At 72.1% G+C, this 16,691-nt stretch carries 12 protein-coding genes; 5 read left to right on the plus strand and 7 right to left on the minus strand.

The window, feature by feature from the left end:
- Positions 1-63: 63 nt before the first annotated feature.
- Entirely contained in the window at positions 64-1,239 is a 1,176-nt protein-coding gene (locus ACI2K4_RS21435; protein ID WP_404514055.1) for a DNA recombination protein RmuC, read from the minus strand.
- A 79-nt stretch (positions 1,240-1,318) separates the two neighbouring features.
- On the opposite strand from ACI2K4_RS21435, the gene ACI2K4_RS21440 reads away from it, so the two are divergent.
- A complete protein-coding gene (locus ACI2K4_RS21440) occupies positions 1,319-2,185 on the plus strand; it encodes a hypothetical protein (RefSeq protein WP_404513492.1) in 867 nt (288 codons plus the stop codon).
- A 193-nt stretch (positions 2,186-2,378) separates the two neighbouring features.
- Positions 2,379-3,017 carry a hypothetical protein gene (locus ACI2K4_RS21445; protein ID WP_404513494.1) on the plus strand — a complete coding sequence of 213 codons (639 nt, stop codon included), beginning with the start codon at positions 2,379-2,381 and terminating at the stop codon, positions 3,015-3,017.
- 92 nt (positions 3,018-3,109) lie between these two features.
- Here the strand turns inward: ACI2K4_RS21445 and ACI2K4_RS21450 are convergent, their stop codons facing one another.
- Positions 3,110-3,607 carry a winged helix-turn-helix transcriptional regulator gene (locus ACI2K4_RS21450; protein WP_404513496.1) on the minus strand — a complete coding sequence of 166 codons (498 nt, stop codon included), beginning with the start codon at positions 3,605-3,607 and terminating at the stop codon, positions 3,110-3,112.
- A 160-nt stretch (positions 3,608-3,767) separates the two neighbouring features.
- Between ACI2K4_RS21450 and ACI2K4_RS21455 the strand changes: the two genes are divergently transcribed.
- Positions 3,768-5,243: an MFS transporter gene (locus ACI2K4_RS21455; protein WP_404513498.1), complete on the plus strand. Its 1,476-nt coding sequence runs from the start codon at positions 3,768-3,770 to the stop codon at positions 5,241-5,243.
- Between the two features lie 22 nt (positions 5,244-5,265).
- On the opposite strand, the gene valS is transcribed toward ACI2K4_RS21455, so the two are convergent.
- The 5 genes from valS to ACI2K4_RS21480 form a co-directional block, all read right to left on the minus strand.
- A complete protein-coding gene (valS, locus tag ACI2K4_RS21460) occupies positions 5,266-7,869 on the minus strand; it encodes a valine--tRNA ligase (RefSeq protein ID WP_404513500.1) in 2,604 nt (867 codons plus the stop codon).
- 192 nt (positions 7,870-8,061) lie between these two features.
- Positions 8,062-9,942 carry an ABC transporter ATP-binding protein gene (locus ACI2K4_RS21465; protein ID WP_404513502.1) on the minus strand — a complete coding sequence of 627 codons (1,881 nt, stop codon included), beginning with the start codon at positions 9,940-9,942 and terminating at the stop codon, positions 8,062-8,064.
- Positions 9,939-11,825: an ABC transporter ATP-binding protein gene (locus tag ACI2K4_RS21470; RefSeq protein ID WP_404513504.1), complete on the minus strand. Its 1,887-nt coding sequence runs from the start codon at positions 11,823-11,825 to the stop codon at positions 9,939-9,941. The genes ACI2K4_RS21465 and ACI2K4_RS21470 overlap by 4 nt, the downstream gene beginning before the upstream one ends.
- Positions 11,826-11,862: 37 nt before the next feature.
- Positions 11,863-12,384: a methylated-DNA--[protein]-cysteine S-methyltransferase gene (locus ACI2K4_RS21475; protein ID WP_404513506.1), complete on the minus strand. Its 522-nt coding sequence runs from the start codon at positions 12,382-12,384 to the stop codon at positions 11,863-11,865.
- Positions 12,381-13,859 carry an AlkA N-terminal domain-containing protein gene (locus ACI2K4_RS21480; protein ID WP_404513508.1) on the minus strand — a complete coding sequence of 493 codons (1,479 nt, stop codon included), beginning with the start codon at positions 13,857-13,859 and terminating at the stop codon, positions 12,381-12,383. Before ACI2K4_RS21480 ends, ACI2K4_RS21475 begins: the two co-directional genes overlap by 4 nt.
- Positions 13,860-14,042: 183 nt before the next feature.
- Here ACI2K4_RS21480 and ychF point away from each other — a divergent pair, with 183 nt between their 5' ends.
- On the plus strand, positions 14,043-15,128 hold the full coding sequence (ychF, locus tag ACI2K4_RS21485) for a redox-regulated ATPase YchF (protein ID WP_404513510.1): 1,086 nt from the start codon (positions 14,043-14,045) through the stop codon (positions 15,126-15,128).
- 440 nt (positions 15,129-15,568) lie between these two features.
- Positions 15,569-16,678, plus strand: a complete 1,110-nt coding sequence (locus ACI2K4_RS21490; RefSeq protein ID WP_404513512.1) for a peptidoglycan-binding protein — start codon at positions 15,569-15,571, stop codon at positions 16,676-16,678.
- Positions 16,679-16,691 lie beyond the last annotated feature (13 nt).

Genomic DNA, 16,691 nt, shown 5'->3' on the forward strand with positions numbered 1-16,691 from the left:
TCGTTGTGACCAGCCCGTGACATTGATCGAATGGCATTCGTATATTCCTATGCTACGATCCGGCTACTCTCTGTGAATCTCGTGCTGGCCTTTATCGGTCAGCTCCGGAGCCTGTAATTGGCGGGTGGTCAGCTCGACCTGTGCCGGCGCGGACAGCTCCTCGCCCGACACGCCAAGGTCGGCCAGCTTGCGTGCGCTCACCAGCACCCGCGACTCCAACGAGCCGACGGCACGGTTGTAAGCGGTCACGGCCGAGCCGAGCGAACCGCCGAGCTTTGCCACGTGTTCACCCAGAGTGGACAGTCGCCCGTACAGCTCGCGCGCCAGCGTGTGCACCGCCACCGCGTTGGCCGCGAGCGCCTCCTGACGCCAGGCGTACGCCACCGTGCGGAGCAGGGCGACCAGGGTGGCCGGGGTGGCGAGCACGATGTTGCGGGTGAAGGCGTGCTCCAGCAGGGTCGGGTCCCGCTGCATCGCGACGTCGAGGAACGGGTCGGCCGGGACGAAGAGCACCACGAACTCCGGGGTCTGCGCGAACGCCGACCAGTACGCCTTGGCCGACAGCGCGTCCACGTGGGCCCGCAGGTGGCGGGCGTGGTTGTCCAGGTGGGCGTCCCGCCCGCGCTCGTCCCGCGCCTCCATCGCGGTCAGGTACGCCTCGAACGGCGCCTTGGCGTCCACCACCACCGACCGGCCGCCGTGCAGCCGGACCACCAGGTCGGGGCGGACCACCCGGTCCTCGACGGTCGAGGTGACCTGCTCGGCGAAGTCGCAGTGCTCCAGCAGGCCGGCGGCCTCGACGATCCGGCGCAACTGGTGCTCGCCCCAGCGCCCCCGAACCTGGGGTGCGCGCAGTGCCGCCACGAGCTGTTTGGTCTCGGTACGCAACTCACCGGAGACCGCACCCATCGAGCGCACCTGCTCGCGCAGCTCGGCGTACGCGTCGACCCGGTCGCGTTCCAGCTCGACCACCCGCTGCTCGTAGCGGCGCAGGGTCTCGTGCAGCGGCGCTACCGCCCGGGCCACCGCCTCCTGGGACTGCGCGGTCGCCTCGTAGGAGAGCGCCCGCATCGACTGCTCCAGCCGCCCCTCGCCCTCCCGGGTGGCCCGCAGCGTCGCGTCCAGTCGGGCGATCTCGGCGGCGGAGCGGGCGCGGGCGGCCAGCCAGCCGACCGCGCCACCGGCGCCGAGACAGACGACCACCACCAGCACCGTCGCGACTCCCACGTCGCTGAGCATGCCAAACGCGTACGACACCGGTGTGACCTGGATCGCCGGTAAGGCCGGCTGCTTGGCTGGCGGCGCTACCGTCGTACGCATGGTATGGGTCCTGGTCCTGCTGGTTCTCCTGGTCGGCGGCGTCACCTGGTGGCGACGCGAGACCGCCGCCCGGCAGGTGCGTGAGCTGGCCGACGCGCGGGCCGACGCGGTGCGTTGGTACGAGCGGCTCGGCGGACAGGTGCTGAGCCTGCGGGGCGACGAACCCGCCGTACGGCAGGCGCTGAGCGACGCCGGGGAGCGTTACAACGCCGCCGGTGGCCAACTGGAGCAGGCTCGCAGCGCCAAGCAGTACGAGCTGGCCCGGGAGACCGCGCTGGAGGGCCTGGCGTACGTCCGCGCCGCCCGGACGGCGCTCGGCCTCGACCCCGGTCCCGAACTGCCGCCGCTCGCCGCCGCCCGGGGCGCCGGAGCGCTCACCCGGGAGCGCGAGGTCAAGGTCCAGGGGCAGGTGTTCCGGGCCGGTCCGCAGCCGGGCACGGGCACCCCGTACTACTACCCGGGTGGGCGCTACCAGGGTCGGCCGGTTCCGTCCGGCTGGTACTCCACCCCCTGGTGGAAGACCGGACTGGCGGCCGGCGCCGGGGTGGTCGGCGGCATGCTGATCGCCGACGCGCTCTTCTCGCCCGCGTTCGCCGACCCCGGCTACGGCTACGACGCCGGCTACCAGGAGGGCTTCGCCGACGGCACCGACGCCGGTGACCCCGGAGCGGGCGGCGACGCCGGGGCCACCGACGCCGACTACACCGACATCGGCTACAGCGGCGACGCCGACTACAGCGCCGCCGACTATCCCAGCGACTCCGGCTTCGGCGGCACCGACGGCGACTGGTCCGGCGGCACCGACGGCGACTGGTCCGGCGGCGGCGACTGGGGTGGCGGCGACTTCGGCGGCGGCGACTTCTGACCGCCCAACCCCGAACCCGACCTTGTTGATCATGAAACTGTCGCGTGCTTGGAGGCCCGAGCGCGCGACAACTTCATAATCAACTGCCCGGTGGTCGGGTGGTTGGTTCGGGTTAGCCCGCCCGGGGATGGTAGGGCTGGCGGGATGGCCAGTAGGCGTCGTAAAGGGCAGAGTCGGCGGGGTGAGCGTAGACATGCGAATCGTGACGCCGCAGCGGCCCGGAACGGCCACCAGTTGGCTCGGCAGCCTGGCCGTGGCCGCGTTGGCGGTGGTGGCGGTGACCGTGACCGCCCAGTCGATCGACCGGTTCCACTGGTGGGCCGGCTTCGTCCTGGTGCCCGGCGCGCTGATCGCCGCGACCGGCGGGCCGCTGCTGGTCCGTGGCGGCGGACGAGCGTTCGCCGGATACCTGGTGGCCTGTGTCGGCACACTGGTCTTCACGGTCGGCGCGTTGCTCATGCTCGGCGCTATGGGCCGGGGCTGGCCGCTGATGATCATGTTTCCGTCGCTCGCCGTGGCCGGCACCTACGGTTGGCACCCGGCCCACCCGCTGGCCCGCGCGGCGCACCGTACGGTGGCCATGCTCGCGCTGGGCGGTGCGGCGCTCGGTGTCACCTTTCTGCTGTTGCGCTCCGGGCGGATCGACTTCGGTCGGACCGACTGGTGGGGCGGGTTCATGATGCTGGCCGGAGTGATCGTCTTCCTGAACGCGGTCGAGCTGACCCGGCACCGGATTCCGTACCGGTTGCAGGCGATCACCCTGCTGCTCGGCCCGGCCGTGGTGACGTTCCTGCTCGGGCTGCGTTTCCTGCGGGGCGACTGGCCGTACTGACCAGCCAGGGCGACTGGCCGTACTGACCGGCCGGGGCGACCGGCCGTGCTGACCGCCGGGTGGGTGTGCTGACCGGTCGGGCGGGACGGGAATCAGCGTCGGGTGCCGGTCAGCACCTCGCGGGCGATGGCCGCCCGCTCGGCGTTCTCCCGTTCCGTCGCCTCCCGTTCGTCGGCCGCGCGGGCGTCGTACGCGGCGCGGGCGCTGGCGATCTGGTTCTGGTGCTCCTCGGTCCAGGTGACCAGGCTCCGGATCGTCGAGTGCAGGGTCGCCCCCATCGGGGTGAGCGCGTAGTCCACCCGGGGCGGCACGATCGGGCGGACGGTACGGCTGACCAGCCCGTCACGTTCGAGGTGACGCAGGGTACGGGTGAGCATCCGCTGGCTGATCCCGTCCACCCGGTCGCGCAGCTCGGTGAAGCGCAGGCTGCGCCGGTCCAGCAGCGCGATGATCAGCAGCGACCACTTGTCGGCGATCCGGTCGAGGATCTGCCGCACCTCGCAGTCCTCCCGGGTGTCCCACTGGAGGATGTCGTAGTCGCCGTCGGTATCCCCGCAGTAACCGGGGGACTTCGAAGTGCCGTCTTCCATGCCCTCCGATGCTGCCCGACGATTCTGCTGGTTACAAGAGGGAACCGGCACCACTGAGGGGAACCGTGTGGGCCGACAGGCCCGGTGACCGAACGGGACGGCGCCGGTTCCGTCTTCCGGGATCCGTTTCCGGATCCGCCCGTGGGAGAGGAGTCGGCTCGTGTCCGTACCGGAAAATCGGCCTGGGGATCGGATCAACGGCCGCGCGTGGGGCGTGTTGTTCGTGTTGTGCGGGGCGATCTTCCTGGAGGGGATCGACGTGGCGATGCTCAACGTGGCGCTGCCGTCGATCCGGGCCGACCTCGGCCTCTCCACCGGGATGCTGAGCGGCGTGGTCAGCGCGTACGTGCTCGGCTACGGCGGTTTCATGCTGCTCGGCGGGCGTGCCGCCGACCTGCTCGGCCGCCGGCGGATGTTCCTGGTCTGGCTGGTCGTCTTCCTGGTCTTCGCCGGCCTGGGCGGGTTCGCCACCAACGGCTGGACCCTGCTGGTCGCCCGCTTTGTCACCGGGGTGGCCGCCGCGTTCCTGACCCCGGCCGGACTCTCGCTGCTCACCGCCCACTTTCCGCAGGGGCGGCAACGCAACAAAGCACTCGGGGTGTACGCCGGGACGGCGGCGGGCGGCTTCTCACTCGGCCTCGTCGCCGGTGGCCTGCTCACCTCGGTCGGGTGGCGCTGGGTCTTCTTCGCCCCGGTCATCCTCGCGGCGCTGATCCTGCTCGCCGCCGTACGACTGATCGGGGACACCGGACGACCCGACCGACCGGCGGGTGGCTTCGACATCGCCGGTGCCCTGAGCATCACTGGCGCGATGCTGCTGTTGGCGTACGGGGTGATCCGGCTCGAACACGGCGGCGACGGTCTGGCCGTGACCGTCGGCGTGTTCGCCGCCGGACTGGCCGCGTTGGTCGCCTTCACGACGGTCGAACGGAGATCGGCGAGCCCGCTGGTACGGCTCGGCATCCTGCGTTCGGCGCCGCTGGTGCGGGCGAACCTCGCGGCGCTGCTCTTCCTCGGTTCCTTCGCCGGTTTCCAGTTCCTGGTGACCCTCTACCTACAGGAGATCCGTGGCTGGGGCACGTTGCAGACCGGACTGGCGATGCTGGTCGTCGCCATCGACACCATCCTCGCCCCGACCCTGACCACGCGGCTGGTGAACCGGTACGGGAACGCGCGGGTGCTGTTCGGTGGCATGGCGCTGGCGGCGGTGGCGTACGCGCTCTTCCTGCCCGCCGGGCTGGAGTGGGCCTACACCGCGATGCTGCCGACCCTGGTCCTGCTGGGTCTTGCCTTCTCGCTGGCGTACGGTCCGCTGACCCTGGCCGCCACCGACGGCGTCGACGAGCCCGAGCACGGGCTGGCCGGCGGCCTGCTCTACACCGCGATGCAGTTCGGCACCGCGCTCGGCCTGTCGGCGGTGACCGCGGTGAACGTCGCCGCGCTCGCCGGCGTCGGCGCTCCCCAGGACGGGGTGGTCGGTGGCGCGTCGCCGCAGGCCGCGCTCGACGCGCTCCGAACCGCCCTGCTCGTCCCGGTCGTGGGCGCGGTGCTCGGTGTGGTCGTTGCCGCGCTCGGCCTGCGGACCCGTACGCCCGCCGTCCCCGCGTCCGAGCCCGAGCCGGCGCTCAAGGTGTAAGGAAGGGGCCCTTCCTTACACCTCAGAAGGCGGCGGCGATCACCAGGTCGGGGGCGCGGTCGGGGAGCAGGTCGAGCTTGGCGATCCGGCCGGCCGAACGCAGGTCGTCGGCGACCAACGCGAGCTTCTCCAACACCTCGGCGGGGCCGAGCGCCTCGGCGAGCGGCACGTCGGTACGCATCGACAGCTTGCGGTCCGACTTGGCCCGGCGCACCTGGGTCAGCGCCGCTCCGGCGAGTCGGAGCAGTTCCGGGTCGCCGTCCCGCGCCGCCTGACTCAACTCGTACCTCGTCGGCCAGGGCGCCTGGTGCACCGAGCCGTACCGCCACCAGGACCAGACCTCCTCGGTGACGTACGGCAGGAACGGGGCGAAGAGCCGCAGTTGGGCGGAGAGCGCGATGGCCAGCGCCGCACGGGCGGAGTCCGCACCCGGCCCGGACCCGTACGCCCGTTCCTTCACCAACTCGATGTAGTCGTCGCAGAACGTCCAGAAGAACGACTCGGTCGCCTGTAGGGCGGCCGTGTGGTCGTACCCGTCGAAAGTGGTCGTGGCGGTGCCGACCACCGTGCCCAACCCGGCCAGCATGGCCCGGTCCAGCGGCTCGGTGACCTCGGCCCGCAACGCGCCCCCGGCGCCGAGCCCGAGCGCGAACTTGGACGCGTTGAGGATCTTGGTGGCGAGCCGGCGGCCGACCTTGATCTGGGCCGGGTCGAAGGCCAGGTCGGTGCCGGGTCGGCCGTTCGCCGCCCAGTACCGCACCGCGTCGGCACCGCTGGCTTCCAGCAGCGACATCGGGGTGACCACGTTCCCCTTGGACTTGGACATCTTCTTCCGGTCCGGATCCAGGATCCAGCCGGACAGGACCGCGTCCCGCCAGGGCAGCACCCCGTGTTCCAGGTGGGCCCGGACGACCGAGGAGAAGAGCCAGGTACGGATGATCTCCTGCCCCTGCGGACGCAGGTCCATCGGGAAGACCCGGGCGAAGAGGTCCGGGTCGGTCTCCCAGCCGCCGACGATCTGCGGGCTGAGCGAGGAGGTGGCCCAGGTGTCCATCACGTCCGGGTCGGCGGTGAACCCGCCCGGCTGGCCGCGCTGGGCCTCGTCGAAACCGGCCGGGGTGTCGCTCGACGGGTCAACCGGGAGCAGGGACTCGTCCGGCGTGAGAGGGTGTGCGTAGTCCGGCTCGCCAGCGTCGTCGAGCCGGTACCAGACCGGGATCGGCACCCCGAAGAAGCGCTGGCGGCTGACCAGCCAGTCGCCGGTCAGGCCGCCCACCCAGTGCTCGTAGCGGTGCCGCATGTGTGCCGGCACCCAGCGCAGCTCCTCGCCCCGGGCCAGCAACTCGGCCCGCAGCTCGGGCTCCCGGCCGCCGTTGCGCAGGTACCACTGGCGACTAGAGATGATCTCCAGCGGGCTGTCGCCCCGCTCGTAGAACTTCACCGGGTGGGTGATCGGCTTCGGCTCGCCGACCAGGTCACCGGCGGCGGTGAGCATCGCGACCAACTCGCGGCGGGCGGCGTTCACCGTCCTGCCGGCCAGCGGCGCGTACGGCACCGGGTCGACGCCGGCCGGCGGCTCGGGCAGCAGCCGACCGGTCCGGCCGATCACCACCCGGGTCTCCAGTTGCAGGTCCCGCCACCAGGTCACGTCGCTCAGGTCGCCGAAGGTGCAGACCATCACCAGACCGGTGCCCTTGGTCGGCTCGGCCAGCGGGTGCGCGTGCACCGGCACCTCGACCCCGAAGACCGGGGTCCGGACGGTGCCGCCGACCAGGTGGGCGTAACGGTCGTCGTCCGGGTGGCAGACCAACGCCACGCAGGCCGGCAGCAGCTCCGGGCGGGTGGTCTCGATCTCGACGTACGGCCCGGTGCGGTCGGGCACGGCCGGATCGGCTCCGGCGATGCCGGGGGACGCGATCGTGAACCGGAGCCGGTGGTACGCCCCCGGGCGCTCCCGGTCCTCCAACTCCGCCTGGGCGACGGCGGTCCCGAAGCCCACGTCCCAGAGCGTCGGCGCCTCGGCCTGGTACGCCTCGCCCCGGGCCAGGTTGCGCAGGAACGCCCGCTGCGACGTGGCCTGCGCCCGCCGACCGATCGTGGTGTACGTCAGCGACCAGTCCACCGACAGCCCGAGTCGCCGCCACAACGCCTCGAAGACCTGCTCGTCCTCGCCGGTGAGCCGGGTGCACAACTCGACGAAGTTACGGCGGGAGATCGGGATCGGGTTCTTCCGCGCGTCGTCACTGACCGGAGTCGCCGGGGGCCGCCACTGCGGGTCGTACGGCAGCGCCGGCTCGCAGCGCACGCCGTACACGTTCTGCACCCGGCGCTCGGTCGGCAGACCGTTGTCGTCCCAGCCCATCGGGTAGAAGACGGCCCGGCCGCGCATCCGCTGGAACCGGGCGACCGTGTCGGTGTGGGTGTAGGAGAAGACGTGCCCCATGTGCAGCTCGCCGGATACGGTCGGCGGCGGGGTGTCGATCGCGTATACGCTCGCCCGGTCCTTCGACCGGTCGAACGCGTACGTGCCCTCCTCCTGCCAGCGGCGCGACCAGGTCTCCTCGAGTCCGTCCAGGCTGGGACGCTCGGGGACACCGGCGCGCTGGTTCCTCGCCGTATCCGTCATGACCCGATGCTACCGAGCGATCGACACGGTCCGTGACCGGCAATACCGACATGCGGGACGTGACCGGATCGGAGCGGCAGCCTGGACCGGTGAGGTGACCCGGGGGACGGCAGCCGGGCGCCGCCGCCGCCCGCCCGGATCCGCGAGCCGGTCCACCGTCCGCCCGGATCGGCGAGCCAGCCCACCGTCCGCTCAGATCAGCGACTCGCGCCACTGCCGGTGCAGGGCGGCGTACCGGCCACCGTCCTCGACCAGCCGGGCCGGTGGGCCGTCCTCGACGATCCGGCCGCCGTCGACCACCAGCACCCGGTCGGCGATCTCCACCGTGGAGAGCCGGTGCGCGATCACCAGCGCGGTCCGGTCCCGCAGGATCGTGCGCAGGGCCCGCTGCACCAGCCGTTCGCTCGGTACGTCCAGCGACGAGGTCGCCTCGTCCAGGATCAGTACGGTCGGGTCGGCGAGGAAGGCGCGGGCGAACGCGACGAGCTGACGCTGCCCGGCGGAGAGCCGGCCGCCGCGCCGGTGCACGTCGGTGTCGTACCCCTCGGGCAGGGTCGAGATGAACTCGTGTGCGCCGATCGCCCGTGCCGCCGCCTCGATCTCGCGCCGCGCCGCCTCGGGTCGGCCGAGGCCGATGTTGTCGGCGATCGATCCGGTGAAGAGGTAGTTCTCCTGGGTCACCATCACCACCGCCCGGCGCAGGTCGGCGTCGGCGAGCTGCCGCAGGTCGACCCCGTCCAGGCTGACCGTCCCACTGGTCGGGTCGTAGAACCGGGCGACCAGCTTGGCCACCGTGGACTTTCCCGCACCGGTCGCGCCGACCAGGGCCACGATCTGCCCGGCCGGGATCCGCAGGTCGAGTTCGGGCAGGACCGGGGTCCGCTCGCGGTAGCTGAACGTCACCGCGCGGAACTCGACCGCCCCGCCCCGGCCGCCGCCGGGCAGTGGGGTCGGCGTCGACGGCTCCGGCACCCCCGGCCGTTCGTCGAGCACCCCGGAGAGCTTCTCCAGGGCGGCGGTGGCCGACTGGAGCGAGTTGTAGAACTGGCTCAGCTCCTGCATGGGTTCGAAGAAGCGACGTAGGTAGAGCAGGAACGCGGCGAGTACGCCGATCTCGGTCTCGCCGTGCAGCACCCGCCAGCCGCCGTACGTCAGCACCACCGCCACGGTCACGTTGCCGATCACCTTGATCGCCGGTGAGTAGGTGGCGATGAGGCGGAACGCGCGCAGGTTGGCCTGCCGGTACTCGTCGTTCACCGAGGCGAAGATGCGCTGGTTGCGCGGCTCCCGCCGAAACGCCTGCACCGCCCGGATGCCGCCGAGGGACTCGACGAAGTGCACGATCACCAACGCGATGGCCTCCCGGGTACGTCGGTAGGCGAGCCCGGAGGCGCGGGCGAACCAGCGGGAGAGGACCAGCAGGAACGGGAACGCGAGCAGTGTCACGGCGGCCAGCGGCGGATCGAGCCAGAGCAGCACACCGGCGACGGAGACGATGGAGAGCCCGGCCAGCACCAGGTCGTCGATGCCGCCGTCGACCAACTCGGCGATCGAGTCCATGTCACTGGTCAGCCGGGCGATCACCCGTCCCGAGGTGTACCGCTCGTGGAAGCCGACGGAGAGCCGGAGGAAGTGTTCGTACACCCGTTGGCGCAGGTCGATCAGGATGGCCTGACCGATCCGCGAGGAGAGGGCGAGGAAACCACGCTTGCCGGCGTACTCGGCGGCGGCTGCGGCGGCGAACGCGACCGCCACCACGACCAGCAGCCACGGGTCACCGGCGCGCAGCGGCTCGATCGCCCGGTCGATGCCGAGCATGACCAGGTACGGCCCGGCCATGCCGGCCACGTTCTGCACCAGCAGCAGCAACACCGCCACCCCGATCAGCCGGCGGTGTGGCCGGAGCAGCCCGCCGAGCAGGACCCGGCTGCGCGTACGGAGCAGGGCGAGCGCGCGGGCGGTGCCCCGTTCGGCGCTGGTCCGTTCGGCGTCCGGATCGGTGGCCACGCCCCGCCAGCCGCGCAGCGGGTCGTCCGGGCCGAGTTCTCCGGCGGGTACGGATTCGGCGGTCACGAGTGGATCAGACCGGCGTCGTCGGGCCTCCCGGTCGGGTCCGGGTCGTCGTCGGGCCTCCCGGTCGGGTCCGGGTCGTCGGCGGCGGGCTCGGCCACGGCGGAGAGGACCGCGCGGTAGTCCGGGACGGTGGCGAGCAGCTCGGAGTGGGTGCCGACGGCGGTGATCCGGCCGTCGGCGAGCAGCGCCACCCGGTCGGCGAGCGCGACGGTGGAGGGGCGGTGCACCACCAGCAGCGCGGTGGTGTCCCGCAGCACCCGGGCCAGCGCCGCCTCCACCAGGGCCTCGGTGTGCACGTCGAGGGCGGAGAGCGGGTCGTCGAGCACCAGCACGCCCGGTCGGCCGAGCACCGCGCGGGCCAGGGCGAGCCGTTGGCGCTGGCCGCCGGAGAGGGAGAGCCCCTGCTCACCGACCCGGGTCCGCAAACCCCAGGGCAGCTCGTACACGAAGTCGGCCTGAGCCACCGTGAGCGCGGCGCGCAGCTCCTCCTCGGTCGCGTCGGGTCGACCCAGGGTCAGGTTCTCCCGGACCGACATGGAGAAGAGCGTCGGTTCCTCGAACGCGACGCCGACCACCCGACGCAGCCCGTCGAGCTGGACGTCACGGATGTCCCGCCCGTCCAGGGTGAGCCGCCCGGCGGTGACGTCGTAGAGCCGGGGGACCAGCGACAGCAGCGTGGTCTTGCCGGAGCCGGTGGCGCCGACGATCGCCATCGTCTCGCCCGGCCGTACCTCCAGGGTGATGTCGCGCAGGACGGGGGCGGCGGTTCCGGGATAACCGAAGCCGACCCCTTCGAACCGGAGGTGGCCGCGTACGGCACGGCGGCGCAGGGCGACCGCGTGCGGCCGGTCGACGATGCTCGGCTCGGTGTCGAGCACCTCGTGGATCCGGTCGGCGGCGGTCACCGCCTCCTGCCCGTTGGCGATGATCCAGCCGAGCGACTCGATCGGCCAGATCAGCATCAGTTGCAGCGTGACGAAGGCGACCAGCTCACCGATGGTCAGCGCGCCGTACGCGACCGCCGGTGCCCCGGCGACCAGCACCACCGCCAGGGTGAGGTTCGGCACCAGGTCGAACTCGGCCGAGGTGCGTGCGATCAACCGGCCCTTGCCGGTGGCGGTGTCGTGCAACTGCCGGGCGCGTACGGCGAACCGGTCGGCCATCTCGGGCCGCCGGCCGAACGCCTTGATGGTCCGCAGCCCCTGGGCAGACTCCTCGATCAGGGTGGCCAGGTCGCCCTGCTCGTCCTGCATCCGGCGGGACGCGGCCAGGTACGACCGGGTGAACCGCCGGCTGACCGTGAACAGCGGCACCGCGCTCGCCGCGACCAGCAGCCCGAGCGGCCAGTAGAGGTGGATCAGGAGCCCCACCACGGCGAGATAGGTGACGGTGTTGACGACGAGGAAGAGCAGTCCGAAGGAGAGGAACCGGCGGATCACCGACAGGTCGGTGGTGACCCGGGAGAGGAGCTGTCCGGACTGCCAGCGGTCGTGGAAGCCGACCTGGAGTCGTTGCAGGTGGGCGTAGACGTCGTCGCGGATGGTCGACTCGATGCCGAGCGCGGTGGAGGACTGCACCCAGCGGCGTACGAAGATCAGCACCGCTTCGGCGAGGCCGAGCAGGAGGGCCAGGGCGCCGAGCCGGAACAGGCCGCCCGGGTCGCGCTCCGCGATCGGTCCGTCGACCACCTGCCGGATGACCAGGGGTACGGCGAGACTCGCCCCGGTTGCCGCGAACGCGACGATCAGCAGCCAGCCGAGCTGCCCCGCGTACGGCCGCACGTAGCGGCGCAGCCGCCACAGGTTGTGCCCGAACCGGACCGGCGGGGTTGCCTCCGTACCGGTGTCGACCAGTGGATTCGGGTCGTCGGGTTCCGGAGGCACCCCTGCACCGTATCGGTAAACATAGATTCAGTGACAGTCAGCTTCCGGTCAATCGCCGCTCGTGACCGAGTAGCCACTCCTTGACGTCCAGCCCCCACCGGAAGCCGCCGAGCCCACCGTCGGTGCGCAGCACCCGGTGGCAGGGGACAAAGAGCGCGGCGGCGTTGCGGGCGCAGGCAGCCGCCGCGGCGCGGACCGCCCTCGGCCGCCCGGACAACTCGGCAAACCCGGTGTACGTCACCGGCTCGCCCGCCTTGACCTGGCGCAACGTCTGCCACGCGTGGGTCATGAACTCGCCGCCGCTGTACTGCTCGACCGGCACCCCGTCGATCGCGGTCAGCTCGCCGTCGAGGTACGAGCGGACCGCCACGGTCACCGCCCCCAGGTCGGCGCGGGGCCGGACCGGGGCCCGCAGGCTCGAGTGTACGACCGCCAGTAGCGCGTCCACCTCGCCGGTCCAGCCGGCGGCCCGGACCGCCCCGTCCGGGTTGGCCAGCACGGTCAACGGACCGGCCGGGGTGGCGACGGTCGCGCTGCTCAGTTGCCTCACGTCGGTCATGATGCTGCTCTCCAGAGTCGGATGGTGGCGTAGGAACGCCAGGGACGCCAGCGGACGGCGTGGTCGGCGAGGCCGGTCGGGCTCTCCGGCAGTCCGAGCGCGGTCGCGCCGTGACGTACGCCGAGGTCGGTGGGGAGGAACGCGTCCGGGTCGCCGACCGCGCGCAGCAACACGTACGCGGCGGTCCACGGTCCGATCCCCGGCAACCCGGTCAGTGCGGCGGTGAGCTGCTCCCGGTCCGCCCCCGGGTCGAGGTCGAGCCCGCCCTCGGCGACCGCCCGCGCCACCGTACGGATCGTCTCGCGGCGGGCGGCCGGCATGCCGTAGGCGCTGTCCGGTAGCGCCAGCACCCGCTCCGCCGACGGGAACGCCCGCAGGGACCGCCCGGTCTCGCCCCCGGCTCCTCCGGCGACCGCTTCGGGGTCGGTCGGCTCCGGCTCCGTCGCGGCGGCGACCAGCCGGCCCAGCACGGTTCGGGCGCCGGCCACGGACACCTGCTGGCCGACGATCGCCCGGACGGTCATCTCGAACCCGTCGACCGCCCTCGGCACCCGTACGCCGGGCTCCTTGGCGACCGCGTCGGCGAGTGCCGGGTCGGCGCCGAGCGTCGCGTCCACCGCCTCCGGGTCGGCGTCCAGGTCGAGCAGGCGGCGGCAGCGCGCCACCGCCGGCGCCAGGTCGCGTACGTCGGTCAGCCGCAGCCTGGCCGCGACGTGGCCGGGCAGCGGGGTCAGGGTCACCTCCGCCGGCCCGTGCGGCAGCCGCAGTGCCCGGCTGTACGAGCCGTCGCCGACCCGTTCCACCCCGGCCAGGGCGCGCAGGGCGAAGAAGTCGAGCAGGGCGTCGACGTGCAGCGGCGCCCGGTACGCGAGCCGCAGCGAGACCGTGCCCGCCCCGGAACCGACCGGCCGGTGGCGCGCGGTCGCCCGGAGCGTCGACGGGACCGCCGCGTACACCTCGCGGATCGTGTCGTTGAACTGCCGTACGCTGCCGAACCCGGCGGCGAACGCGATCTCCGCGAGCCCGAGTCCGGTGGTCTCGATCAGGATCCGGGCGGTCTGCGCGCGCTGCGCCCGGGCCAGTGCCAGCGGCCCGGCGCCGACCTCGGCGGTGAGCATCCGGTGCAGGTGCCGTTCGGTGTAACCGAGGCGGGCGGCGAGCCCCGGAACCCCGTCCCGGTCCACCACACCGTCCGCGATCAACCGCATCGCCCGCCCGACCACGTCCGCCCGTACGTCCCAGTCCGGCGAGCCCGGCGCCGCGTCGGGGCGGCACCGGCGGCAGGCCCGCAGTCCGCCGCGCTGGGCGGCGGCGGCCGACGGGTAGAAGTCGACGTTCTGGCGCTTCGGCGTGACGGCCGGGCAGGACGGCCGGCAGTAGATCCCGGTGGTCCGTACGCCGGTGTAGAACCAGCCGTCGAACCGCTGGTCACGGCTGTCGACGGCCCGGTAGCACCGCTCGAAGTCCAACTCCACGCCACCGATCGTGCCCCCGCCACAGCCCACCCGCTAGCGGAATTCGGACCTCTGTGTAAGGAAGGGGCCCCTGTTATCGCTTTCTGTATAGGAAGGGCCCCTTGTTAACCGCTCAGCTCCGGCGATCCGGCGGGCGCGGGCGTGTCGCCGGGGGGCGCGAGCAGTTGCGTATGCTGGTCTGTCGTGGCTATCTCGCTAGGTATCGTCGGCCTGCCCAACGTCGGCAAGAGCACGCTCTTCAACGCCCTCACCAAGAACGACGTGCTGGCCGCGAACTACCCGTTCGCGACGATCGAGCCGAACGTCGGCGTGGTCGGCCTGCCGGACGAGCGGCTGGACAAGCTGGCCGAGATCCACGGCTCCCAGAAGATCCTCCCCGCGCCGGTGACCTTCGTCGACATCGCCGGCCTGGTCCGGGGCGCCTCCAAGGGACAGGGCCGGGGCAACGCGTTCCTGGCCAACATCCGTGACGCGGCCGCGATCTGCCAGGTGGTCCGGGCCTTCTCCGACCCGAACGTGGTGCACGTCGACGGCAAGGTCTCACCCGCCGACGACATCGAGACGATCAACACCGAGCTGATCCTCGCCGACCTCCAGACCCTGGAGAAGGCGCTGCCCCGGCTGGAGAAGGAAGCGAAGCTCCGCAAGGACCGGGCGGCGGCGGTCGAGGCGGCCAAGAAGGCGATCGAGCTGCTCAACACGGGTGTGACCCTCTACGCGGGCGGGGCCGGCGCCGGGATCGACACCGCCGAGCTGCGCGAGCTGCACCTGCTGACCACCAAGCCGTTCCTGTACGTCTTCAACGTCGACGAGGCCGAACTCGGCAACGCCGACTTCCTGGACGAGTTGCGCGCGCTGGTCGCTCCCGCCGAGGCGGTGTTCATGGACGCCAAGGTGGAGTCGGAGCTGATCGACCTGCCGCCGGAGGAGGCCCGTGAGCTGCTGGAGTCGATCGGGCAGCCGGAGCCGGGGCTAGACCAGCTGATCCGGGTCGGGTTCCGTACCCTCGGGCTCCAGACGTACCTGACCGCCGGTCCGAAGGAGGCGCGGGCCTGGACCATCCCGGTCGGCGCCACCGCGCCCGAGGCCGCCGGAGTGATCCACACCGACTTCCAACGCGGGTTCATCAAGGCCGAGATCGTCTCGTACGAGGACCTGGTCGTGGCGGGTTCGATGGCGGCGGCAAAGGCGGCCGGGCGGGTCCGGCTGGAGGGCAAGGACTACGTCATGCAGGACGGCGACGTGGTCGAGTTCCGTTTCAACGTCTGAGCGCGACACCCGTTCCCTCTTTCCGATCGCGGATCGAAGACCGCCGAGGACGACCCACCGAGGACGACCCGCGAGGGTACGGATTCCGGCCTCCCCCGTGGCTGCCGGAATCCGTACCCTCGCGGTTGTCGTGGGCCGTACCCCTCGGTCCCACCACCGGCATCCCCGCACTCGCGGGTCCGCCTTCGCTCCAGGTCACCCCGTTCGGTGCTGGGGACAGCTTGACCAAGATCCGTCGGCTTGAGAACAGGCTTGCCCTGTCCGGGACGCGACTGCGCGTGTCCGGGCTGGTCACCGAAGTGTCGGTCGGCTGTCCCGGACAACCGGGCGGGGCGCGGCGGCAGTCGATGTGGCCCGTCGGCCGCCGAGGTGTCGACACGTACTATTCCGGGTGGGTGGTTCTGGGCGAGTTCGACGGTTGACGAGCACCTGGAGGGCAAGTGCCACAGGGCGACGCCGACGGGAAAGACGTCACGTCGGTGGCCACGTCCGGGGAGTTTGTCGCGCTGCTGCGACAGCTCCGGGACGATTCCGGACTGACCTACCGGGAGATCGAACGCCGAGCGGTTGCCGCCGGCCACTGGTTACCACGGAGCACGCTCGCCACGCTTCTGTCCCGCACCACCCTGCCGAGGGAGGAGCTGGTCGTCGCGTTGCTGACCGCCTGCGGGACCCCGTCGTCCGAGCTGGAACGGTGGCGCAGGGTCCGGCAGGAGCTGGCGGACGGGAGCAGGGTGGCGGTCGGTCCGGACCGCCCGACCCCGACCCCGACCCCGACCCCGAACGCCGAGCCGGAGCCGGTCTCGGTTGGCCCGGGGCGCGGGGCGGCCGGCGCGGTCGCTGCCGACGGTGTCACCGCCACTGCGGCCGGCGCGGCCGCAGGGCGCCGCCGGCCGAGGTGGCGGTGGAGCCGGCTGGCCATGATCGCGGTCGGCTTCGTGATGGTCACCGCGCTGGCCGGTGCCGGTCTGGTGACCCTCGAACCACCCGCCGACGCCCGACGCCCGTCGGGCGCCACGCCGTTGCTGCTCTCCGACGACTGCCCGGAGACGCTGGCGATCGGCGCGGTCAGCAAGTGCGTACAGGATCTCCAGGAGCGGATGCGGATCCGCGGCCTCGACCTGCCGGCGGACGGCTGGTTCGGGCCGCACACGAAGATGCGGGTGATGGCCTTCCAGGCCCTGTCCGACCTGCCGCCCACCTCGATCGTGGACGAGGAGACAAAGCGGGCGCTGTACGCCGAGTCAATCCCGCTCCCGACCTGGTCCAAGGACGAGGTCGAACGCGCGTTGCGGGCGAGCTTCCCGGAAGACCCGGACGGGGCCGTACGGGTGGCGAGCTGCCTGTCGGAGCTGGACCCCTACTGGATCTTCGGGTACTCCGACGGGTCACGCCGATGGGGCTTGTTCCAGTTCTCCGACCGGGAGTTGAAGGCGTCGGGGGTGGGACCACCCGAAGGGCTGAGCCTGGGCTGGAGCGTCGCGACCGCCCGGACGATCTGGAGCCGTACCCGGGATTTCAGTCACTGGAACTGCCCGCCGCCGGGCTGACCGGCCGGCGGCG

Origin of the sequence: Micromonospora sp. NPDC050397 (assembly GCF_044901685.1) — a bacterium.
Taxonomy (GTDB): domain Bacteria; phylum Actinomycetota; class Actinomycetes; order Mycobacteriales; family Micromonosporaceae; genus Micromonospora_G.